This is a genomic window from Bacillus sp. EB600 (assembly GCF_024494385.1).
GTDB lineage: Bacteria > Bacillota > Bacilli > Bacillales > Cytobacillaceae > JAEVLT01.
The window spans coordinates 38,015-60,590 of the sequence record NZ_JAEVLT010000025.1 but is presented as its reverse complement, the minus strand read 5'-3'; the positions used below and the strand labels follow the sequence as shown (position 1 = coordinate 60,590).

Sequence of the window (22,576 nt, the reverse complement as noted above, 5' to 3'; positions counted from 1 at the left end):
AACGAATATAATTAAACGATCTAGCTATAAAGGAGTAAAGAATGGAGACCTTAAAAAAAATCAGTCCGTTATATGATCCATGGGAAGCCTATATGGATATAGAACAGTACGGTGAAATGAAACTAAGTAATGTTGAATTTACAACAACCACCCTTTGTAATATGCGCTGCGAGCATTGTGCCGTAGGATACACGCTTCAAGCGAAGGATCCTGAAGCATTACCATTGGATCTGATCATAAAGAGGTTAGAGGAAATCCCGTCTCTCCGGGCAGTAAGTATAACAGGCGGTGAGCCAATGCTCTCCTTAACCTCTGTAAAAAATTATGTAATACCTATTTTAAAATATGCGCATGAACGTGGTGTTCGGACGCAAATCAATTCTAATTTAACGATTGATCTTGACCGCTATGAATCAATCATTCCCTATTTGGATGTTTTACATATTTCCCACAACTGGGGAACAGTCGATGATTTTGCGACTGCCGGCTTCGCGCGTATGGAGCGGCAGCCAGAATATCATCAACGGATAAAATATTTTGAGAGAATGATAGATAATAGCAGGGCGCTTGTAAAGGCGGGTGTCATGGTTTCAGCCGAAACGATGTTGAACAAACGGACACTGCCATATCTGGAAAAAATTCATCGGGAAATCGTCAATGATATGCTTTGCCAAAGACATGAGGTACATCCGATGTACCCGAGCGATTTCGCAAGCAATTTAGAAGCACTTTCCTTGGACGAGATCAGAGGGGCAATTCACCACTTATTAGATATACGTGATGAAAATGTTTGGATGCTGTTTGGAACACTGCCGTTTTATGCCTGCAGCACTAATCAAGAGGATTTGAAGCTATTAGAGCGGTTGTACAAGAGCAGAAATGTAACGGTTCGGAATGATCCTGATGGACGTTCCCGGTTGAATGTTAATATTTTTACAGGGGATATTATTGTGACAGACTTTGGCGATATCCCTACACTGGGAAATATACAAACTACCAGACTGGGAGAGGCGTATGAAATCTGGAATAACACAAAGGCCGCAACAGAAATAAGCTGCCATTGTCCGGGTGTTGCCTGTCTGGGACCTAACTTATTAGTAAAAAATAGTTATTATCAAAATAAAGACTTTACTAATATGAAGGCGAAAATTTCGAAGTGAAAGTAATTCCTAGCAGCGGGCCTTGATAGAACGCATATCCTTCTCCAAAATATCCTAAAAAAGTGATTATCAATTAATAAGGGGAATGAAACAAAAAAGAGGTTCAAATTGATTAATTTGAACCTCTTTTTTCTGTTAATTGTATTTTACTAAACTTACCATTCCGCTTTCAGCATGATGAAGTTCATGGCAGTGGAACAACCAAGTGCCTGGGTTATCTGCAACGAATTGTATTTCATATGTTTCGTTTGGTTTGACATTTAATGTATCCTTTATTACTTCAGAACCAGTAAACGGTACTCCATTTCTTGATAATACTTGGAAATGATGTCCGTGTAGATGCATTGGATGGTCTACATTTGTTTCATTTTTGATCGTAAATCTAACAACGTCACCCTTATTTACACTATACACTTCCGGATCAGGCATTTTTTTGCTATTGATGGTAAATGTATTCCCACCATCATTCGAGCTTAAAATCATTTGAAATTCTTTTGTTGGAGATTGAACTGTCGTTTTACTATTTTCTCCGTAAGTTGAAAAATCAAAGTATTTGTTTATCGTTCCTTCCGTTTTAACCTTTTGATTGTCATATCCTTTATAGGTTATAGGGATAACGGCTTTTAAGTTTGTATTGTTGTCTGCGTATATCTTAATTCCCCAATTACCTGGTTGATTGGCCTTGAATTCAACATCATAACGTTCTCCAGGGGCAATTTGTATTAATTGATTGCTGATTAAAGTTGGTTTATTAACACTTTCACCGTCATAACCCGTTATCTTAAATTCATGAGCTGGGATTTGAATATTTTGCGTAAATAATCCGGAATTGACAAATCTCAATTTAACATTATCGCCTTTTTTTACTGTAATTGGCTGAATGCTAGGTGCAGCTTTTCCATTAATGATTGGCGTGTCATACATACTCATCATTATATCGGAATGATTTGAAGCATTTGTGTGAGAAGAATCCGTACCTCCCATATTCTTATTACTCATATCCATATTACCCATGCCATCCATTGAACCCATGGATGAACGTTCGTTTATGGTAACAGCTTTATCTACATTAACTTTTTCACCATTTTTGGGTTCCACAATCAAAACACCATATAATCCATTGCCAATTTGAGTAGCTTCATTTAGATGAGAATGAAACCAATAAGTCCCTGGCTTTGGCGCGGTAAATGTGTAATCAAAACTTTTTCCCGACTTGATTGGTTTTTGTGTGACACCCGGGACACCATCCATTTTATTAACATCTGTTAATCCATGAAGATGCAGTGTTGTTGCTTCTTTTAATGAATTTTTGAAATGAATGGTCACCTTTTGGCTTTCCTTAACCCGAATTTCTTGACCAGGCACACTTCCGTTGTAGGTCATCGCTGTTTCCACCAATTTGTTGTTATATTTTATTTTGGTTTCTTTGGCCTCTAAAGTGAAATAGTTCGATGCAGTATTTTTATTGGTGCTTGGTTTACTTTGGGTCGTGGTTGTATTTTGATTACTTGAACATGCAGCTAAAAAAACGGACACGATCATCAAAATGACCGGAATGACAAATAACTTTCTCTTCATCGTTTTCCTCCCAAAAATATTTAATTAAGTTAATAAGTTTACAATAGTAAAAAAATGTGCAGAAAATATGGATTTTTACACATTTTTTAAGTTTGATTTATGGGGAGGGAAATAGATTTTAACTAAAGTTTTATTTGTAAAAAATTTTTTGTTACTGTCCAACTAAGTTGCTCTTTGCTATAAAATAATCTTAAAGCATGTTCCACTTCCGACCTTACTTTCCACGGAAATTTCCCCACCATGTGCTTCGACCAATTGTTTAACAATCGCGAGTCCTAAGCCAAATCCACCTGTTGACCTTGCTCGTGACTTTTCTACACGATATAACCGGTCAAAAACATAAGGCAAGTCCTCTTGTGGGATCCCACTGCCCTGGTCCTTAACAGTGATTTGTATCTTTCCATTCGTTTCAATTGCTCTCAAATAGGTAGTAGTACCTTCATGTGAGAATTTAAGACAATTATCTAATAAGTTGAAAATAACTTGCTCAAATCTGGCAGGATCTATCTCAGTAGATAAACTGTTGTGGCAGACTAATTTTAGCTGTATGCCCTTATGGTTAAAGGCAGGCAAAACTTTTTCATAAATGGAATTTAAAAAAGCACAAAAGTCAACTACTTCCTTTTTAATGGAAAAAGCATTTTGATCCAGTTTTGCAAGTTCAAACAATTCTTTTAATAATTGACTGACACGTATTGATTCTTCATGGATAATATCCAAGTACTGAATTCGATTATCTTCGTTCAATTCCTTTCTCCTTGCAATATCTGAGTACCCCTGAATATAGGTTAATGGAGTACGCAATTCATGGGATACACTTGCTAAAAATTCATTTCTTTCTTGTTTTAAATAATTTAAGTCCATGGCAAGTGTTTGAATGGACTTTGAAAGTTCTCCTAATTCGTCGTTAGATGGAGCAGGGAGAGATACTGAAAAGTCCCCTTTGCTTAATTTCTTTGTTGCCTCCAGCATTGACAATAGAGGCTTTGTTAAAGCCTTAGATAATACAAAAATAGTAATGAACATAACGAAAAGAACCAATAAAAAGGCTAATAGAAAATGCCCGTTTAATTGGGAAATTAACTTTTGAATCTCATCCGTTTTTTTGAACATATAGACATATCCGGTTGTCTTACCACTTTTTTTAATCTTTGTGACTGTAGAAATATATTTTTCATTTTTCCAATCAGATTGCACTATTTGTCCATTTTCATGAAGTGAATGGATTGGCTTTTTTAGTATATCTTGCATACTTTTATCAATCTTGCTCGAAGATAGAATAATTTTGCCTTTTGTATCCGTAATGACAATCATTGTATCTGTATGGGATTCCATTAAACCGATATGATGGAGAGTTCCTGGGTCAGCACTGATCTCCAGAACATCCCGGTGACTATTCCCCCTTGCCAAGAGTGATTGTAATTCCTGATCAATTTGTGAATGAACTAGATGGTCGTGTAAAAAAATCATTGAGAAAGTTTCAATAAATAATATGCAGAAAAAGAGCCATAGACCTAACTTAATGGAAATTTTCATGGTTGCACCTCTTGTATTGTTGACTTGACAATTATTTTATTAAATAAATGTCGAGAAACATTGCAGAAAATGTTAAGGATTTGAGTAGAAAACATTTTGTTGCGTACATTAGCGAACTATTAATAAAGTTGTTACAAAAAATTGTTACTTTCTGCACATTTAATTTATAAACTCATTATAGCGACAACAAAGGAGGAATTTCATGAATTACGAACATTTGATGAAGCATACAATTCGACAAATGGAAAGAGAAAGAACTCTTCAACAATCAGAGGGAAAACATCAATTGAAATTTATGGAAGAATCTTTCTTTAAAGTTTTAAAGAGCATAACATCGATTATCTACAAAGGGGAATAGAAGATGTTTAACTGGATAATTGGAATTATCATTTTTTCATTTGCAGGGTGGATGCTATATAAAAACATTCAAAAATCAAAACAAGGTAAATGTCCTTCTTGTTCTTCCGATTGTTCTTGCAGTGGAGAAGATTGCAAGTGTCACTAGAGATAAATAAGCAGTTAATTTGTTAGATTACTCACATAAGTATTATTTGTTTGTTTCTAAAGATATAAAAACATATAGAGGTGACTTGGATGAAAAAAGGAGTAATCTTATCTGTACTTTCTTTGAGTTTAGTACTGGCTGCTTGCCGTTCCAATAACGATGCTAAACTTTCTTCTGTAAAAAGTGGAACAAAATTGATGGATATCCATGGCGTGGGGATTTCAAATGATGGTACTACCTATGTAGCAAACCATGAGGGATTGCTTTCCACAAAGGATGAAGGGAAAACATGGAATAAAGTAGGAGCATCGAATGATGATTTAATGGGTTTTAATATGAGGTCAGATGGCACAATGATGACGAGTGGGCATCCAGGCAAAAATTCCGAGTATCCGAATCCAATTGGTGTGTTAATAAGCAAAGACCACGGTCTTCATTGGGAAAAAGTTGAGTATGTTGGTAAAATTGATTTTCATGTGCTAACTTCCTATCATCAAGATCCTAACCTAATATATGGGCTAAATCAAATGGGTACTGGGCAATATGGAGCCGGAATATACCAAAGCTCTGATGGCGGAAAAAAATGGGTTAAGATTGAACCAAAAGGACTACCTGATGATTTAATGAAAGTATATTCACTGCTTGTACTGCCGGATAATAAAGACACTTTGCTTGCGGGAACTGAAAATGGAGTAATGATTTCGAAAGATGGGGGAGAAAACTGGAAAATGTTTGATGATACCCGTCTAATTACTGCTATGACCGTGATGCCAAATGGAAAAGATATTATTGGATATTCCATGAGTAACATGTTATCCGGGCTAATGATCACCAAGGATAACGGTCAATCTTGGGAAGGAGTGGGATTAGACTTAGGCAAAGATGCTGCTTCGTCTATTTCGGTAAATCAAAAGGATGATCAACAAATTGCCGTATCAACTTTTAATACATCCTTGTATGAAACGAAGGATGGAGGTAAGAATTGGGATAAAATAATTTCATCTGGAGTTTTAAATTAAACGTTGTCTAAAAGCAGTGAATTCACCAATGAGCTTCACTGCTTTTTTGTTTTAATGAGAGATATTAGTTGTCAGATATCCATTTATAGCCAACCCCCCATACAGTAAAAAGATGGTTGTCAACTGGGAATCCCGCAGATCGCAGCTTTTCTCGTAAATTCCTGATATGAGAATCGATTGTTCGATCATCTATATGAGAATGATCTCCCCAAATAAGAGACAGTAAATGATCTCGTGAATACACTCTGTGAGGATTTTTTAAAAACAAACCAATTAATGCAAATTCCTTTGGTGTAATGGGAATGATTTGATACTCGTATTTTAGTTCAACAGAATCTTCATCCCATTCAAGTCCTTTAAAAAAAAGCTTTTGATCTTTGGAAGTGCTTGTTCGTCTTAACAAAGCCTCAATTCTTGCTAATAATTCTGGCTCGTGAAAAGGTTTTGTCACATAATCATCGGCACCGTACTTTAAACCCTTGATCACGTCAACTGTTTCACTTCGAGCGGTAAGCATTATGATTGGAACATCTGAAACTTCCCGTATTTTTTTGCAAGTTGTCCATCCATCCATTTCAGGCATCATCACATCAAGAATGACAAGGTCAGCTTTCTCTATACATAGAAGTTGTAAGGCTTCCATACCGGATTTTGATTTTAAGCATTTATACCCGTAAGGAGATAAATATAGACTCAAAAGATCAAGCATTAGGGTTTCATCGTCTACTAGTAAGATTGTCTTCATTTTTACCCTCCATTTGAAAAGTGTCTACCAACATAGTAACAGAAAAAAATGTAGATTCTTTGCAGTAAGACAAATTTACCATTTAGAAAATTAAGGCGATTGAAAGGGTTTTAAATAGTATCATAAACAGAGTATCGTTCGTTCTTATTTTCCGCCCATTTACTTTCCAAATATAAAAGACAAATTTTGTACAAAAAAAAATCAAAGTTTCTGCACACTTTTCTATTATTGTATTACATAGGTTAACTAACAAAATTAATTTAAACATATTGGGAATGAGGTGAATGTTTTGAAGGTTAAAATAGTAGTTTTAGCTTTACTAGTTTTTGTTCTAGCAGGTGGAGGAATGGCGATGGCTCATGGAGGAGATATGAAAATGCCGTCCACCTCAAGCCTAAATGGAAGCGGAAATTCTACTAATAGCATGCAAGGCATGGATATGAGCGGTAAAGACAAAAACATGGATATGAGTGGCTCGAATCAGGATGGTAATATGGCTGGCATGGACATGGGAGAACAACCGATTAAAGAAACACCGCCTAATGTAAAGGTTTTAGGAACCTATGGGGCTGTAAACCTTTCTTTTATTATCATTGGCGTTTGGAATAAATGGTTTAGAAGGAAGGATGGTTTGGATGGCAATTCCAAATAATAAACTTACTCATAAACTGGAAGAAAAAAAAGCGATCAATTTATTATCGATTCCAATCATTAAAAAGTTTATCCAGAGCAGATGGTATCCAGGTCTTTTTCAATGGATTGTTTTAATTGTTTTTTTCGGTATTGTATATGAATTAGTTGCAGGAACTGTTGATCCCTCTCGAAACGTGGGAACTTCGCTAACCTGGGTATTATGGTGGCCGCTAATCCCACTCTTTTTCGTTCTAATTGGCCGGTTCTGGTGTGCAATCTGTCCATTTGGTAAGGTAAGTGATATTATCCGGAAAACAATTGGCAGTGAAAGACCTGCACCTAAGTTTATCAGAAAATATGGACTTTGGATGATTGACCTTTTCTTTATTGCGATTACTTATAGTGACCATATTTGGGGGGTAGTTGAAAATCCAAGAGGATCAGGATACTTGCTGCTTCTACTTGTAACAATGGTAGTCGGCACATCGATCTTTTATGAAAGAAGAACATTTTGTAAGAATTTATGTTTCCTAGGGGGATTGTCAGGAAACTATTCTCGTTCAGGTTCTCTAGAGCTTCGTGGAACACCGGAAGTTTGTAAAACCTGCAAAGCACAATCTTGTTTTAAAGGGACCGAAAAAGCAGAAGGCTGTCCAATGTTCCAATTTGTGCGAACATTGGGTTCATCAGCTGATTGCAACCTTTGCGGAAATTGTGTGAAGAACTGTCCAAATGATTCAATTAGGATTTCACCGCGGGTGCCTACCTCTGAATTATGGGGAATTAAAAAGCCAAAAGTCGAACACACCGTTTTAGCGGCTGTTATCATGGGAATTGTGTTTGTGCAAAATATTACCATGGTAGCTATTTGGCAAGATATCTTAAAAGCAATTGGTTCGATTACAGGAACCGATAATTACAATGTTAACTTTACTATTACCTTCATTATTTCAATGGCTATACCAGTCGGACTTTTATTTGCAACCGCGAAAATTGCTACTTTAACAGGCGGATCTGTTGAGAAGGTTAAGCAAAACTTTATTCGTTTCGGTTATGCGATTATTCCGTTGGATTTAGCAGGACACCTTGCCCATAACTTATTTCATATTATCACCGAAGGAAAAGCAATCTGGTATAACTCAGCAGTATTATTTGGTGTTAACGTCACAAGAGGTGATCTTGCTTTCGCACCTGCTTCAACTGTACAAATGCTCCAGTATATCATTATCGTCATTGGAACAATTGGTTCCATCTATACTGCTTACCGAATTGGGAATAAAGGTTCATTTAAAGCATTAGTGCCTTACTATACTTTAATGGTATTGCTTGCAGTGGCAAATATTTATCTGTTCTCGATGCCAATGATGCACAGGGTTTAAATTCAAAGATGTTTTTGAACTTAATAAAATGCATAATTTCTGCAAACTTTTCGGCTATATTCTCTTCATACAACTGTTCCTTTTGTCAGCGGGGGTTATTTTAATGAATAAAAAAATTTTGTTAGGCCTAATGGCCTCTTTATTATTAGCCGTGGTTGTTGGATGTTCAAATTCTCAAAGTAGTGATAAAAAAATGAGTGACAAACAAACACAACAATCAGATGGTAAAAAAATGAATATGACTAATGAACAAATGAAAAATATGAAGAAGAGCGATAATAAATAATTTTCTTTTCTTTAATGAATTATAAAATAAGCTCCAAAGAGACCAGTAGCTCCTTCAGCTTTTATTCGTTATTCTCGTTTATTATTCCCATTAGAGCCAGGGTGATAATTTGATTGAAAGTCCTTGTATTTGACCATCGCAAACATGCTAGTTGATGTTGGTAATTCGATATTTGAATAATTTGTGAAGTATGGAAGGAATCACGTGAAAAATTAATAATATAGGCTTTACATAGGATGGGGGGGTATGGTTTAATTGGTGTGAAGGAGGGATGTTTGATGCATAATCAAGAATCGTCAAACCCTAATCCTCCATGTGATAATCATTGCGATACAATCACGTCGGAGCGAAAAAGCCACCATTCAGAAAGTACGAAAAAGAATCTTATTACAAGATTAAATCGTGTTGAAGGGCAAATCCGAGGAATAAAAGGTCTGATCGAAAAAGATACGTATTGTGATGATGTCATCACGCAAATTGCAGCAACTCAAGCAGCATTAAACAGCGTTGCCAAAATTCTTTTAGAAGGTCATTTAAAAAGCTGTGTGGTTGAACGGATTCAAGAAGGAGATCATGAAGTTGTTGATGAGCTGCTGACAACCATCCAAAGGCTTATGAAAAAATAAATTAAAAATAGGAGGAGATTTATAATGGCAAAGGTAACATTAAACGTTCAAGGAATGTCTTGCGGGCATTGTGTGAAAGCGGTAGAAGGAAGTGTTGGTGCTCTAAACGGCATCAGCTCAGTAAAGGTTGATTTAAAGGGAGCAAAAGTCGATGTTGAGTATAATGAACAAGAGGTAACATTAGACAAAATTAAAGAAACAATAGATGACCAAGGCTACGATGTAAAATAAAACTTTAAAAGACGTGCTAGCTTCTAGCACGTTCTTTCAAAAATAAAATATACCTATGTGGGGTATAGGGAGTTGGTTTTCATGAGTCAAAGTTTGAAAGAAACCAATTTGCAAATATCTGGAATGACATGTGCCGCATGCGCAGCCAGAATTGAAAAAGGTCTTAATAAATTAGAAGGCGTTGAGACTGCAAATGTTAATCTCGCTTTAGAAAAAGGAGCTATTAAGTTCGATCCTGCAAAAATAAATGTTATCGATATTCAAAAAAAAATTCAAGACTTGGGATATGATGTTGTCACTGAAAAAGCAGAGTTTGACATAACTGGTATGACATGTGCTAGTTGTTCAGCCAGAATTGAAAAGGGTTTGAATAAATTAGACGGGGTCATGAAGGCGAATGTCAATTTAGCACTTGAACAAGCAAGCGTCCAATATAACGGAACTGTCTTAGCGCCGAGCGACATTATTAAAAAAGTTGAAAGTCTAGGCTACGGTGCAGCTATTAAAGAAGAATCCAAAGATGCTGTTGATCATCGCCAAATTGAAATTGAAAAACAAACCGGTAAATTTATCTTCTCTGTTATTCTATCCTTTCCGTTACTTTGGGCAATGGTTGGTCATTTTTCATTTACTTCTTTTATTTGGGTTCCGAAAATGTTTATGAATCCCTGGGTGCAGCTAGCTTTAGCAACACCGGTACAGTTTTTCATAGGAAAGCAGTTTTATGTTGGTGCCTATAAAGCATTAAAGAATAAAAGTGCCAATATGGATGTCCTAGTTGTATTAGGTACTTCAGCAGCTTACTTTTACAGTGTTTATCTTTCATTTATGTCTCTCGGTGAAAACGCACATACAGTTGAGCTTTACTTTGAAACCAGTTCAATTTTAATAACGTTAATCATCTTAGGAAAGCTTTTTGAAGCAAAAGCAAAAGGCCGCTCTTCCGAAGCTATCAAAAAGTTGATGGGCCTTCAAGCTAAAACTGCCATTGTTGAAAGGGCAGGTGTTGAACAGGAAATCCAAATCGAAGAGGTTATTGTTGGGGATATTCTCCATATCAAACCGGGAGAAAAAATTCCCGTAGACGGAAAAATTATTGAAGGCTTTTCCGCGATTGATGAGTCGATGCTGACAGGTGAGAGTGTTCCAATTGATAAGAATGTCGGCGATGATGTTATTGGTGCAACCATCAATAAAAATGGCTTCTTAAAAGTGGAAGCAACTAAGGTGGGCCGGGATACAGCTCTTGCTCAAATTATTAAAGTCGTCGAGGAGGCACAGGGATCAAAAGCACCGATTCAGCGACTGGCTGATCAAATTTCCGGAGTGTTTGTACCCATTGTTGTGGCGCTTGCCGTTATCACGTTTATCCTTTGGTATTTTGTGATTGACCCTGGTGAATTTGCAGGAGCATTAGAGAAAATGATTGCTGTTCTTGTAATCGCATGCCCATGTGCATTGGGCTTGGCAACACCAACCTCGATTATGGCAGGTTCAGGCAGGGCAGCAGAATATGGCATTTTGTTCAAGGGCGGCGAGCACTTGGAAATGACCCATAAGATCTCAGCGGTCGTTCTAGATAAAACTGGAACTGTTACAAATGGAACTCCTGTGTTAACAGATGTTTTTACTTCTCAATCACAATCGGAAGAAAAGCTTTTGGCATTGGTGGGTTCAGCCGAAAAACAATCAGAGCACCCTCTTGCACAAGCGATTGTCCAAGGAGTGAAAGAGAGAGGAATTTCATTAAAGAATACTGCAGAATTTGAAGCTATTCCCGGTTTCGGCATTAAAGCGCTTGTTGAAGGAAATGAAGTATTAGTTGGAACAAGAAAATTAATGAGTAAATATAACATAGCGGTCGATTCTGTAATGGATCAGATGCAGGAACTTGAAGGTGCAGGAAAAACAGCAATGCTTGCAGCTATAAATGGTAAGTTTGCCGGTATTGTTGCTGTGGCCGATACCATTAAAGAAACGTCAAAGACGGCAATTAGCCGCCTGAAAGATATGGGACTTGAAGTAATTATGATTACAGGAGATAATCAGCAGACGGCAAAAGCCATTGCTGCCCAAGTCGGTATTGACCATGTAATTGCTGAGGTCCTTCCAGAAGGAAAAGCAGATGAAATTAAGAAATTACAGGAACAAGGCAAAAAGGTAGCCATGGTTGGGGATGGAATTAATGATGCCCCTGCCCTTGCAATAGCAGATATTGGAATGGCAATTGGGACGGGTACTGATGTTGCCATGGAGGCAGCCGATATTACACTTATTCGTGGGGATTTAACTAGTATCGCTGATGCCATTTTTATGAGTAAAAAAACGATTCGTAATATTAAACAAAATCTTTTCTGGGCCCTTGCTTACAACTCGATTGGCATCCCAATCTCTGCATTAGGTTTCCTGGCACCATGGCTTGCGGGAGCAGCAATGGCGTTTAGTTCTGTATCTGTTGTTCTCAATGCATTACGCTTGCAAAAAGTAAATTTGTAGGAGTGAACGAAAGTGTGGAAAAAATGGGCAATCGTTGCTTTTGTCTACTTATTAATAGTGATGACGGGTTATGGAATTTACGCAGCAATTGAGGGACCAAATGCCAATCCCTCTCACCAAATGGAAATGAAATAAGAATATAGTAATATTATATAGAAAAAGATGCTGGGCAAGGTATTCCAAGCATCTTTTTTTACGTATGACCTTCATTTCAGCATTCCAAATATTTAAATATATCTTATATATTATTTTCCTGGCTTTTGTTATATTCTTCTTTTTATTTCATCAAATGTCCATAGTTTTTATTCTAAGGATGATTCTTGCTTCCATTGTTTTAATATTTGCAGCCTTGATTACAATAGGCAGTGTCCTATTTGTTATATATATTTGTTTAGCGGGAGGATCTTAATGAACAAAAAATGACTTTAGCCATCACGGTAATTGCTATTGTAGCTATAGTAACCCCTAATATCCCCTTCATGATGGGGCTGTTTTAGTCCGTGGTAACATAGTTGATTCTGCATCAAATGTGCTGCTTCCATTAACAAAACGAGAAATTGGGGAAGAAAGGGTAGGATCACGTCATAGCGCAGCACTAGGTATAACTGAACAAAGTGATGCACTAGCATTGGTTGTTTCTAAAGAAACAGGGAATATTTCATTCAGCTTAAATGGGTAAATGTATCCTATTAACTATGTATACAATTTTTAAAACGATTTTAAATGCTGTCTTAAACAAGGTTATTGACACGAAAATTTTTAAGTATTATCATTATCTTGAATTAAAGATATTTTAATTTGAGGTTTATTGCATGATGTGAGCATATGGAATCAAAATGCAGGAATTTGCCTTATCTGGTTTTAATGCAAACATCCAACGCAGTTCAGGAACATATAAGGAAATGGGTGAAAATAACCTAAGTATTACGGTAGAGGACGAATGGGCGTTGGTGCTGTACACCATATTGCATGGCGGGCTAAAGATGATCAGGATCAATTGCAGTGGAAAAAGTTTGTTCAAGGTAATGGATATGGGGTAACACCTATGAAATCGAAACTATTTTAATGCCATTTACTTTTAGAGAACACGGAGAAATCTTATTTGAAATTGCAACGGATCCACCAGGATTCGCTCGTGATGAATCACAAGATACTGTGGGACAAAAAATAATGTTGCCTAAACAGTATGAACCGAAAAGGGGACAGATTGAACGAGAGCTGCTTCCTTTTAAAGTGAGAGAATAAGACTAATTAAGAAAGGATTGATTTCATTGCTTTCAATTGACCCATCCAATATGACTGAAAGAGAAAATTATAAATTTCTGATAGGAAGCATAATACCAAGACCTATTGCTTTTGTAACAACGATTTCGAAAGATGGAGTTTTGAACGGTGCACCATTTAGTTATTTTACTATCGTCTCATCTAATCCTCCGATGATTTCATTAGCGATTCAACGGTCACAGGGGAGACAGAAGGATACAGCTAGAAACATCATGGAGATTAAGGAATTTGTCGTTCATATTGTAGATGAACACAATGTTGCAAAAATAAATGAAACAGCTGCAAGTCTTCCTCCTGACCAAAGTGAAATAGAACTAGCTGATTTGACTCCAATAGAAAGCGTAAAAATTAGGGTTCCAGGAGTAAAGGAAGCCAAAATTCGAATGGAGTGTATAGTAGAACACTCCTTAGAATTAGGAGGTTTGGATTCCCCAGGGTGTGATCTGATCATTGGAAGAGTTGTCCAATTTCACATTGAAAATGATCTTTATGAAAATGGCAGAATAGACCCAAAAGGTTTAGCCGCTGTTAGTAGATTGGCTGGTAATGATTATGCAAAAATTGGCGAGATTTTCGAAATAGAAAGACCTAAATAGCCATTGGTCATCAATTAACCATGGAAGAAGTTGAAGCAGCCGCAAAGTAGTATAAAGAACTTTATAACAGGTAAATGGGGGGATTGCTAAATGCTATTGATTCGTCATTCTATCGGGAGTCGTCTTTTTTGCCAAACTGAAATTTATAGTATTGAAAAAAATAAAGAGGATCGTTGGAAAATTAGCCTGCAAGTTGATGAAGAAACTTCTTCAAAAATTTTGGATTTTAAGGAGGAGTTAAATGTATTTGAGGTAAATGAAAAGGAAAAGACCTGGTATTACTCCTCTGATGCACAAATAAGCTTTCAACCTATTGAAAAACAATTGGTGATACTTGCCGACCATAAAACCGTATATCCATATTAGAATGAATTTTTTATATTATCTTGGATCCAATATGAATTAGAAAAATATGTTTCGCTGATTCCACAGGGAAGTTCATTTATATAAGGTAATTATTTTTGTTGAAAGGAGAATAAACAATGATTGAGGTAACCGTTACAGTTAAATATAAAGGTAAAAATTATCAAACTAATATCCTTGCCAATAAAGGAATGCCTTGTGAAAAAATTATGCACTTAGCAAAAAAACAAGTAGTTAAACAATGGAGTTTATAAATCAAATAGATATTACGTATGAAGTAAGGAGAGAAATATTATGTTAAGAAAAATCGAAAGTAAAAACATGGGTGCCAGTAATCTTGGATGGTTGAAAAGTAAATTTCACTTTTCATTCGCTGAATACTATAATCCAGACAATATCCAGTTCGGCGTTTTACGAGTGATCAACGATGATTTAGTTGAACCAAAAAAAGGATTTGGCGTACACCCTCATAGGGATATGGAAATCATTTCTTATGTTGTGAATGGTGAACTAACTCATGGTGATAGCATGGGAAATAAAAACACAGTAACACGTGGGCAAGTTCAATACATGAGTGCAGGAACAGGTGTGCTTCATAGTGAGTATAACTTAGGAGAAGATACACTAAGGTTTTTGCAAGTTTGGATTTTCCCTGTAAAAAATGGACTTGAGCCAAACTACGGTGATTATAGATTCAATTGGGAAGATAGAAAGAATAATTGGTTGCATATGGTTTCAGGATTGAACGGAAATGCTCCAATCAAAATTAATCAGGATGCCAATATTTATTCTTTGGAATTGGAACAAGGAAAAGAGATTACTTTCCCTGTAAAAGAAGGAAGGCATGCTTATTTAGTTCAAATAGAAGGTACTTCCGTAATTAATGATATTGAGTTGTCGGATAGAGATGGAATGGAGATTGTGGAAGAAAATATTCTAATTAAGGCATTGAAAACCTCACATATTCTAATTATAGAAATGAAAAAAGAATAAGGTATACAAATTTAGAAGATGTTCAAGCAGCCGTAAAACATCAAGCAAAGCGTACAGTTACTGTTGCTAAATGGGTTAAGAAAGCCAATCAAAAAAAACCAATCGGAAAATTTCCGGTTAGTTTTTTTTTGCTAATAAAGTATATTAGCTGCTGGTGTAAACCTATATGGAGCAAGTGTGACGGTTGATGAAAATGGAAAAGTGATTGAGGATGTTCTAGCTGCAGTGAAACATCAAGCAAAACGTACAGTAACTGTTGCCGAATGGTTTCAAAAAACAAATCGATAAAAAGTTCAGAAAGTCTTTTATTTTTTTGAGGAAAAAATAAGAGGAAGTTGTAAAACTTGGGATTAAAAATAAACGCAAGGGTAACTTATAATTTAGAAGCTCTGAAGAGGTTTATATGTATTAATTTTTAGTAAAGGGGATAGGTACTATGTCTAATGTAAAACTGGCAATCATCTTTTATAGTACAACAAATACAAATTATCAATTAGCAGAATAGGCTGAGGAGGAAGAAAAAGAAGCTGGTGCAGAGGTAAAAATATGATGTTTCCCTTGATGTTGTTGATTAAAGAATGTTTCTTTGCTTAAATAATTGGATTCAATAAATCATTAAAATATGGCTTATGGAGGTAATTTATGTTCAACAAAAAAATGGCATTCGCTATAGGAATGCTTATCATTCCTTGGCTAACTGTACCTTTTCTTGGAAAAAAATCATTTTTTAGGTTTTTACCAGTAGCAAGTTTTACTAATTTATTTATAAGTATGTTCAGTGTTATCGCTAATAAGAGAAAATGGTGGATAAATAAAAATCCTCTATCTCCCGGTTTAGTTGATTTTACATATATACTGGGTCCTTTTTTTGTAGCCACACTATGGATATTTAAACTAACATACGGAAATTTTTTTAAATATTTCATTACAAATGCAGTATTAGATGTTATTTGTGCTTATCCTTTTGCTGAAATATGGGAAAAGGTAGGAGTATTTAAATTGAAAAAATTAAGTCATACCATGTGGTATGTGTTTTGTATTTCTATGGCAGTTATGATTTATGGGTTTCAGAAATTAGTGGAAAAATATATAAGAGAAACAAACGCTCCCGAATTAAAATTGTAAGGTAAAGCATCATATTTATCGATATTAAAGGCAGATATTTAATGAAAAGGACAACTAAGTTGGAAGCAATACTTTGTGCGTTGCTTATCCAGGTTTGGGCAACTTTTAAATAGTCACATATAAACTCCAAAATGGCGGGCTTAAATAGACCGCCGTTTTCTATTTGTAGTTAGTTTGGGTATCACCAGTTTAAAAATTAACACTTAAAGGAAACCAGCTAGTAGTTTGTCAACATTTTCAATAAAAACTAAAAATATTTCATGCTATACTAAAAATGCACATGACAAATAACATTAGTTTAATTACAGAAGGAGCAGATTATTTGTTTGATAATAAAAAGTTTACAGATACAAAATTTGTTGCTGCAATTGCAACATTATGCTGTTTATTATGGGGAAGTGCCTACCCAGCGATAAAAATAGGATATCTATTATTTACTATTAATTCTAATGATACAGCATCAAAAATTTTATTTGCAGGGTATAGGTTTGTTATTGCAGGTATAATTTTACTTATTCTTGCGCAAATATCTGGAAAGAGTATATTGAGTGTTTCTAAGAGAAGTTTTTCAAGATTGTTTATATTAGGCTTAATTCAAACAACTTTACAATATATATTTTTTTACATAGGTGTAGCAAATACTACCGGAGTAAAAGGATCAGTAATGAATTCTACAGCTACATTTTTTAGTGTTATATTAGCTCACTACATATATAAATATGATAAGTTAACTAAAACAAAGGCAATAGGATGCGTGGTTGGATTTATAGGAGTTATAGTAGTAAATTTTAATTCTGAACTATTGCGATTTTCTTTTAATTTTACTGGGGATGGTTTTGTTGTAATTGCAGCCCTTTTTTTTTCGGTTGCAGCTATTTATTCCAAAAAGCTTACAGAAAGTATGGATGTAATGGTAACTACAGGATATAGTCTTTTTATAGGAGGCATTCTGCTAGTCTTATTGGGGGAGGTTTTTGGTGGACAAGTTTATCATTTTACACTGACATCTTCTTTACTTTTAATTTATCTAGCATTATTGTCTTCAATTGCATTTTCATTATGGAATCTTTTACTAAAGTATAATAATGTCGGCCTGGTTTCTGTATATAATTTTCTAATACCAATTTTCGGTTCTGTGCTCTCAGCAATTTTTTTAGGAGAAACAATATTTGAGTTAAAAAATATTGTGGCGCTTATATTAGTATGTATAGGCATATGGATGGTTAACTCCGTAGGAAGTAATGTAAATGAGTTGCTTAATAAGAAGGTGAAGAAAGACTTAAAAGTATAAAAACTACTATAAAGGTATAAAAGTAACTAAATAGGAAAAGAGGCAGTTATTCCGCTAACGGGCAGAGGTGTTTAAAGGCTTTCCTTGTGCAAACAAGTTACGTTTTAAATTTCCGGTTCAGGGGATATTAGGGTGTTCCAAAAGCTACTTTTGGGACACCCTTTTTCTAAATAACTGTATTTCCACGCCTTCTTCTTCAAAAAATGGTCATATGGGGGTGGAGATTTGAAAATGGTTATTAGAAAACTAGCGTGGCATGAAGGTGATTGATCACGGCCAGATCGAGGTGCTGTTCCATGAATAAGGGAATGGAATTTATCAAGAAAACGTCCAACTCCCGATGCACGGAGATTGGATTGCGGACATCAATATCACAAATGAAAAACAAGAAATAGCAAAGGAAATTTCATTTAAAGCAGAAAGGAACGTACAGCAATGAAAACTTTCATGATGTTTTAGCAATAACACGAAATAGTAACACTGTGACCAATATATAGATCACATCAATAAATAAAATCATCATCTGGGTGAATGTCGGCATTAGCATGATTCCAAGCATGGTGCCCATCATCCCGCCCATTATCCCAGCTATTATTCCATCTAACGAAGCAATGAGGGAAACAGGTCGTCCCGTTACATACCCTACAATCATCCCAATTGAAACAGATATTATCGTAGGGATCGTTAAATCTTTTTGTGGAACGAGGATCCCTAGAATAGTCCCCATTGCCATACTCGTCATCATTGCGTTTGCCATACTGATGATCATGCCGGTCATAGGGGAAATGTATGTTCTATTTGAAAAAGTGCAGTAAACGACAATACATGTAATCAGAAAAATGATTGTAATACTAAATGAAATTAACATTTTCCGTCTCTTCACATCCTCAAATGAATCAGTTATCTTTTACATTTATATGATAAGGCGAGCCGTTTTCATGTTCATTTTTTGTGATGCCTAACTATTAGTTTGTAAAACTCGCATAAATAAAATCTACCATTAATATGATAATCTAAAAAAACAAAAGTGGTGGAAAAATGGAAGAGACGAGCTATTTAGAGATAAAAGGAATGCATTGCGCTGCTTGTTCCGTGCGAATCGAAAAGGCAGTTTCGAAAATGGAAGGTGTAGTCGATGTTAACGTCAGCTTAACAACTGAAAAAGGACGGGTTACGTTTTATAAAGATCGGACAAGTACTACGGAAATCATCAATAAAATTAATCATATTGGCTTTACGGCGAACGAATTCACCCAAAATAGCCCCCGATCGGATGAAGCAAAACGAAAAGAAATGAGAACTCTTCAAGCAAAGTTTATTTTTTCAGCACTGCTTACCCTTCCTTTGGCATGGGCGATGTTTGCTCATTTTCAGCTGACTTCTTTTGTAATAGTACCGGAACTTTTTTTAAACCCGTTCTTTCAGCTGGCGATTACGATCCCCATCCAGTTTTTTATCGGCTATCAATTTTACGAAAGCTCATGGAAAGCGCTGAAAAATGGAAGTGCCAACATGGATGTTTTAGTGGTTTTGAGCACGTCAGCCGCCTTTTTTTACAGTCATTATCTTACTTTTTCAACTTATCATTCTCATTCGATCGGGTTGTTCTATGAAACAAGTGCATTTATTATTACCTTTATTTTACTCGGAAAATTACTGGAAGCAAAAACAAAATTGAGAACAACGGAGTCGATCAAGAAACTGTATCAATTGCAGCCCAAAACGGCCACCTTGTACATAAATGGGACGGAGTCCAAAATATCCATTGATAGGATTTCACTTGGAGATGTCATTGTTGTGAAACCGGGCGAACGAATTCCAGTTGATGGACAAGTTATTCTAGGAAACTCAATGATTGATGAATCGATGTTAACAGGTGAAAGCAGGTCGGTTGAAAAAAGGATCGGAAATTTCGTCTATGCTGGAACGATCAATCAGAATGGTTTATTGAAAATTAAAGTAACAAAAAGAGACTCTGAAACGACTTTGTCGCAAATCATTCGGATTGTGGAGGAAGCACAGGCCTCAAAAGCTCCCATTCAACATATCGCAGATAAAATTACTGCCGTTTTTGTACCCGCTGTTATTCTATTTTCAGCCATTACATTTACAGCATGGTATTTCATTTTACAGCCGGGGAATTTTCATGAAGCATTGGAAAAAGTGATTGCAGTATTAATTATCGCTTGTCCCTGCGCACTGGGTTTGGCTACACCTACTTCTGTTATGGTCGCAAGCGGACGGGCCGCCCAATTGGGAATTCTTTTTAAAGAAGGCAAATTCCTTGAATTGCTTGGTAAAAACAATATTGTTGTCCTCGATAAAACAGGAACGATTACAAAAGGCGAACCCCAAGTAACCAACCTCTATTTTGAACATTTTAGCGAAAGTGCTTTTTTAGAAATAATCGGTGCAGTGGAAAGTGCTTCAGATCATCCGGTCGCCAAAGCAATTGTTAGAATGGCAGATAAAAAGATTCGCAAATTTCCAACTGCGACTAAAGTTCAATTTTCCCCAGGATATGGAATCAAAGCATCGGTAAACGGAAAAAAAGTTGTCATTTCTAACCCAAGATATTTTAAAAAAAATAATTTCATTTTACCTAGTGAAGCAATTAGTATGGTTGTAAAGCTTGAACAAGAGGGAAAAACAGCAATGATTGTGTCGATTGATTCACGTTTTGCCGGAATCGTTGCTGTTGCTGATGAAATAAAGCCAACTTCTCAAGCTGCAATTTCACGAATGAAAAAATTAGGAATAGAAGTAATCATGTTAACAGGGGATAACAGAAGTACTGCAATCGAAGTAGCAAAACAGGTAGGAATAAAAAGTTTGTATGCAGAGATAACCCCGCAGGAAAAGGCCGAAATTGTTCAAAATCTGCAGAAAAAAGGAAACCAAGTTGTAATGGTAGGCGATGGCATTAATGATGCTCCGGCATTAACCATCGCAGATGTAGGCATCGCGATAGGGACCGGTTCTGATATTGCCATTGAATCAGCGGATATAACGGTTATAACCGGTGATTTACATCGAGTTGTGGATGCAATTAACATCAGTAAAAGAACAATTATCAATATAAAACAAAATTTTCTTTGGGCATTTTTATATAATATTATTATGATCCCCTTTGCGATGTTTGGATTATTGGCTCCGTGGCTGGCAGGAGCAGCAATGGCTTTTAGTTCATTGTCCGTTGTATTAAATTCTCTTAGATTAAAAAGGGTTAAAATTTAGGGCGAATGATGCAATGAAGATAGGGAGAAACTGCAATAAGGAAAAAAGCCCGGATTTCGGACCTTTTTCTTATATCGTATGTTTTACTAAGTTTTGATGACGAAGGATGGCGGTGAGCAAAACACAACCGCACAACAGAAGTAACGTGCTTGTTGTAATAAATACAGCTGAAAAGCCAAAGTACCCGGAAACGAATCCCCCTAGCATCGGACCTATGATATTACCAAAGAATCTAAGGCTAGTATTATAACCAATAACCTCACCTTGCATAGTAATGGGGGTCTCTTGGCGCAGGTAAGCAATTTGGACAGGGACGATCCCTCCAAGTGCAATTCCTAAGAGAAACCGGATAATAACAAGCTGCCATAAGCTTGTCACAATGGCGCCTGGCATATAGACAAACCCTGCTGTAAAAAGAAGAATTACAAGGACCTTAACGTAGCCATGCGTATCGGCAATTTTCCCCCAACTTCTTGCCATCAGTAAATTTCCTAAACCAGCTACGGAAAAAGCGATCCCAGAGTAAAAGGCAATATTCGCTTTCCCATGTAATTCAGTTACATACAGCGAAAGAATCGGCTGGATGCTGAAATGAGCAATTTGAATGAGTGCTGAAATGAGTAAGGCTGTCAACAGAACAGGGTTTTGGGCGATATGCTTGATAAGCTCCCTGCTGGAATGAATCGATTTTGCCGTTTGTTTTTCGTTAAGTCGATACTCTTTTGTCAGCATGACAAGCAGTGCTGAAATAAAAATGGAGATCGAAGTCCATTTGAAGGTTGTTGAATATCCAAGTGAATCAGCTAATACACCGCCAAGGATTGGGCCAAGTAATGCACCGGTAATCGTACCGGTTTGCAAGGTTCCAAGAACTTGTCCGGCGATTTTTTTTGGTGTTTGCGTAGAAATAAAGGCTTGTGACATAGAAATAAAGCCTGAGAAAAATCCCATGAAAAACCGCAGTGTAAATAATTGCCATACTGTATGACAAAATCCCATTAAAAAGATGGATAATGCCATTCCCAGCCCGGAAAAAATAAGAATTCTTTTCCTTCCGTAGCGGTCCCCGACTTTTCCCCAAATTGGCGAAAAGATAAACGCGGAAACGAAGGTAACCCCGAAGGTTAATCCAGACCAATGCTGAACATACTTTTCTGAAAAATGTCCAAACGTTTCAATATATAATGATAGAAATGGCAGAACCATTGTCATACTGGAATTAACAAAGAAATTGGCAAACCACATGATATGTAAATTACGACGTGCAATTTCCTGTTGATTGACCATAAAAACACTTCTTTCCAATAAACTATTTCGTAAACCTAAACAGAATCATACTCCAAATTTAAAAATTAATGAAGTGAAAGGATTATTAGATGTAAAGTTACCAAATTAGCAAAAATTCAATAGGATTTAGGTTATTGCGCCGAAATGGAGGTTTTTTTACCTAATCGGATCAATGCATGCTTTTGTTATGCACCATTATTGTGGGG

The 22,576-nt window shown here is 36.2% G+C and carries 23 protein-coding genes and 3 pseudogenes; 21 read left to right on the top strand and 5 right to left on the bottom strand.

The features are described 5' to 3' along the window. Positions 1-41 precede the first annotated feature (41 nt). The gene (yfkAB, locus tag JN080_RS20445) at positions 42-1,160 is read left to right on the top strand and encodes a radical SAM/CxCxxxxC motif protein YfkAB (protein WP_256237826.1); all 1,119 of its coding nucleotides are present in this window, start codon (positions 42-44) and stop codon (positions 1,158-1,160) included. 135 nt (positions 1,161-1,295) lie between these two features. Here yfkAB and JN080_RS20440 read toward each other — a convergent pair whose 3' ends face one another. Further along, positions 1,296-2,738, bottom strand: coding sequence for a multicopper oxidase domain-containing protein (locus JN080_RS20440; RefSeq protein WP_256237825.1), 1,443 nt, complete (start codon positions 2,736-2,738; stop codon positions 1,296-1,298). Positions 2,739-2,915: 177 nt separating this feature from the next. Next, entirely contained in the window at positions 2,916-4,274 is a 1,359-nt protein-coding gene (locus JN080_RS20435; RefSeq protein WP_256237824.1) for a sensor histidine kinase, read from the bottom strand. A gap of 202 nt (positions 4,275-4,476) precedes the next feature. Between JN080_RS20435 and JN080_RS20430 the strand changes: the two genes are divergently transcribed. The 3 genes from JN080_RS20430 (at position 4,477) to JN080_RS20420 (ending at position 5,798) form a co-directional block, all read left to right on the top strand. Then, positions 4,477-4,632, top strand: coding sequence for a hypothetical protein (locus tag JN080_RS20430; protein ID WP_256237823.1), 156 nt, complete (start codon positions 4,477-4,479; stop codon positions 4,630-4,632). A 3-nt stretch (positions 4,633-4,635) separates the two neighbouring features. After that, a complete protein-coding gene (locus JN080_RS20425) occupies positions 4,636-4,779 on the top strand; it encodes a FeoB-associated Cys-rich membrane protein (protein ID WP_256237822.1) in 144 nt (47 codons plus the stop codon). 89 nt (positions 4,780-4,868) lie between these two features. Then, complete coding sequence (locus JN080_RS20420) at positions 4,869-5,798, top strand: F510_1955 family glycosylhydrolase (protein WP_256237821.1); 930 nt, start codon at positions 4,869-4,871, stop codon at positions 5,796-5,798. Between the two features lie 64 nt (positions 5,799-5,862). Here JN080_RS20420 and JN080_RS20415 read toward each other — a convergent pair whose 3' ends face one another. Then, the gene (locus JN080_RS20415) at positions 5,863-6,543 is read right to left on the bottom strand and encodes a response regulator transcription factor (RefSeq protein WP_256237820.1); all 681 of its coding nucleotides are present in this window, start codon (positions 6,541-6,543) and stop codon (positions 5,863-5,865) included. A 289-nt stretch (positions 6,544-6,832) separates the two neighbouring features. Here JN080_RS20415 and JN080_RS20410 point away from each other — a divergent pair, with 289 nt between their 5' ends. From JN080_RS20410 to JN080_RS20325, 16 genes and pseudogenes are all read left to right on the top strand, one after another. Next, on the top strand, positions 6,833-7,195 hold the full coding sequence (locus JN080_RS20410; RefSeq protein ID WP_256237819.1) for a hypothetical protein: 363 nt from the start codon (positions 6,833-6,835) through the stop codon (positions 7,193-7,195). Next, entirely contained in the window at positions 7,179-8,555 is a 1,377-nt protein-coding gene (locus JN080_RS20405) for a 4Fe-4S binding protein (RefSeq protein ID WP_256237818.1), read from the top strand. The genes JN080_RS20410 and JN080_RS20405 overlap by 17 nt, the downstream gene beginning before the upstream one ends. A 103-nt stretch (positions 8,556-8,658) precedes the next feature. Continuing rightward, positions 8,659-8,841 (top strand): hypothetical protein, encoded by a 183-nt coding sequence (locus JN080_RS20400; RefSeq protein WP_256237817.1) that lies wholly within the window; start codon positions 8,659-8,661, stop codon positions 8,839-8,841. Positions 8,842-9,119: 278 nt separating this feature from the next. After that, positions 9,120-9,467, top strand: a complete 348-nt coding sequence (locus JN080_RS20395; protein ID WP_256237816.1) for a metal-sensitive transcriptional regulator — start codon at positions 9,120-9,122, stop codon at positions 9,465-9,467. 24 nt (positions 9,468-9,491) lie between these two features. Next, on the top strand, positions 9,492-9,698 hold the full coding sequence (copZ, locus tag JN080_RS20390; RefSeq protein ID WP_256237815.1) for a copper chaperone CopZ: 207 nt from the start codon (positions 9,492-9,494) through the stop codon (positions 9,696-9,698). 81 nt (positions 9,699-9,779) lie between these two features. Beyond that, positions 9,780-12,194, top strand: a complete 2,415-nt coding sequence (locus JN080_RS20385; protein ID WP_256237814.1) for a heavy metal translocating P-type ATPase — start codon at positions 9,780-9,782, stop codon at positions 12,192-12,194. 12 nt (positions 12,195-12,206) lie between these two features. Further along, a complete protein-coding gene (locus tag JN080_RS20380) occupies positions 12,207-12,329 on the top strand; it encodes a hypothetical protein (protein WP_256237813.1) in 123 nt (40 codons plus the stop codon). A 349-nt stretch (positions 12,330-12,678) separates the two neighbouring features. Then, a pseudogene (locus JN080_RS20375) lies at positions 12,679-12,873 on the top strand (diadenylate cyclase); the annotation flags it as partial. A gap of 249 nt (positions 12,874-13,122) precedes the next feature. Continuing rightward, positions 13,123-13,439 (top strand): annotated as a pseudogene (locus tag JN080_RS20370) (VOC family protein); the annotation flags it as partial. Between the two features lie 26 nt (positions 13,440-13,465). Further along, positions 13,466-14,074: a flavin reductase family protein gene (locus tag JN080_RS20365; RefSeq protein ID WP_256237812.1), complete on the top strand. Its 609-nt coding sequence runs from the start codon at positions 13,466-13,468 to the stop codon at positions 14,072-14,074. Between the two features lie 90 nt (positions 14,075-14,164). After that, positions 14,165-14,440, top strand: a complete 276-nt coding sequence (locus JN080_RS20360) for a hypothetical protein (RefSeq protein WP_256237811.1) — start codon at positions 14,165-14,167, stop codon at positions 14,438-14,440. Positions 14,441-14,556: 116 nt separating this feature from the next. Beyond that, positions 14,557-14,691: a BA3454 family stress response protein gene (locus JN080_RS20355; RefSeq protein WP_256237810.1), complete on the top strand. Its 135-nt coding sequence runs from the start codon at positions 14,557-14,559 to the stop codon at positions 14,689-14,691. A 40-nt stretch (positions 14,692-14,731) separates the two neighbouring features. Next, on the top strand, positions 14,732-15,430 hold the full coding sequence (locus JN080_RS20350) for a pirin family protein (RefSeq protein WP_256237809.1): 699 nt from the start codon (positions 14,732-14,734) through the stop codon (positions 15,428-15,430). A 141-nt stretch (positions 15,431-15,571) separates the two neighbouring features. Then, positions 15,572-15,718 (top strand): annotated as a pseudogene (locus JN080_RS20340) (NAD(P)H:quinone oxidoreductase, type IV); the annotation flags it as partial. A 354-nt stretch (positions 15,719-16,072) separates the two neighbouring features. Beyond that, positions 16,073-16,555 (top strand): hypothetical protein, encoded by a 483-nt coding sequence (locus tag JN080_RS20330; RefSeq protein WP_256237808.1) that lies wholly within the window; start codon positions 16,073-16,075, stop codon positions 16,553-16,555. A gap of 322 nt (positions 16,556-16,877) precedes the next feature. Further along, a complete protein-coding gene (locus JN080_RS20325; protein WP_256237807.1) occupies positions 16,878-17,846 on the top strand; it encodes a DMT family transporter in 969 nt (322 codons plus the stop codon). Positions 17,847-18,291: 445 nt separating this feature from the next. Here the strand turns inward: JN080_RS20325 and JN080_RS20320 are convergent, their stop codons facing one another. Then, on the bottom strand, positions 18,292-18,714 hold the full coding sequence (locus JN080_RS20320) for a hypothetical protein (protein WP_256237806.1): 423 nt from the start codon (positions 18,712-18,714) through the stop codon (positions 18,292-18,294). A gap of 170 nt (positions 18,715-18,884) precedes the next feature. On the opposite strand from JN080_RS20320, the gene JN080_RS20315 reads away from it, so the two are divergent. Then, positions 18,885-21,083: a heavy metal translocating P-type ATPase gene (locus JN080_RS20315; protein ID WP_256237805.1), complete on the top strand. Its 2,199-nt coding sequence runs from the start codon at positions 18,885-18,887 to the stop codon at positions 21,081-21,083. 69 nt (positions 21,084-21,152) lie between these two features. On the opposite strand, the gene JN080_RS20310 is transcribed toward JN080_RS20315, so the two are convergent. Then, positions 21,153-22,370 carry an MFS transporter gene (locus JN080_RS20310; RefSeq protein ID WP_256237804.1) on the bottom strand — a complete coding sequence of 406 codons (1,218 nt, stop codon included), beginning with the start codon at positions 22,368-22,370 and terminating at the stop codon, positions 21,153-21,155. Between the last annotated feature and the right edge of the window lie 206 nt (positions 22,371-22,576).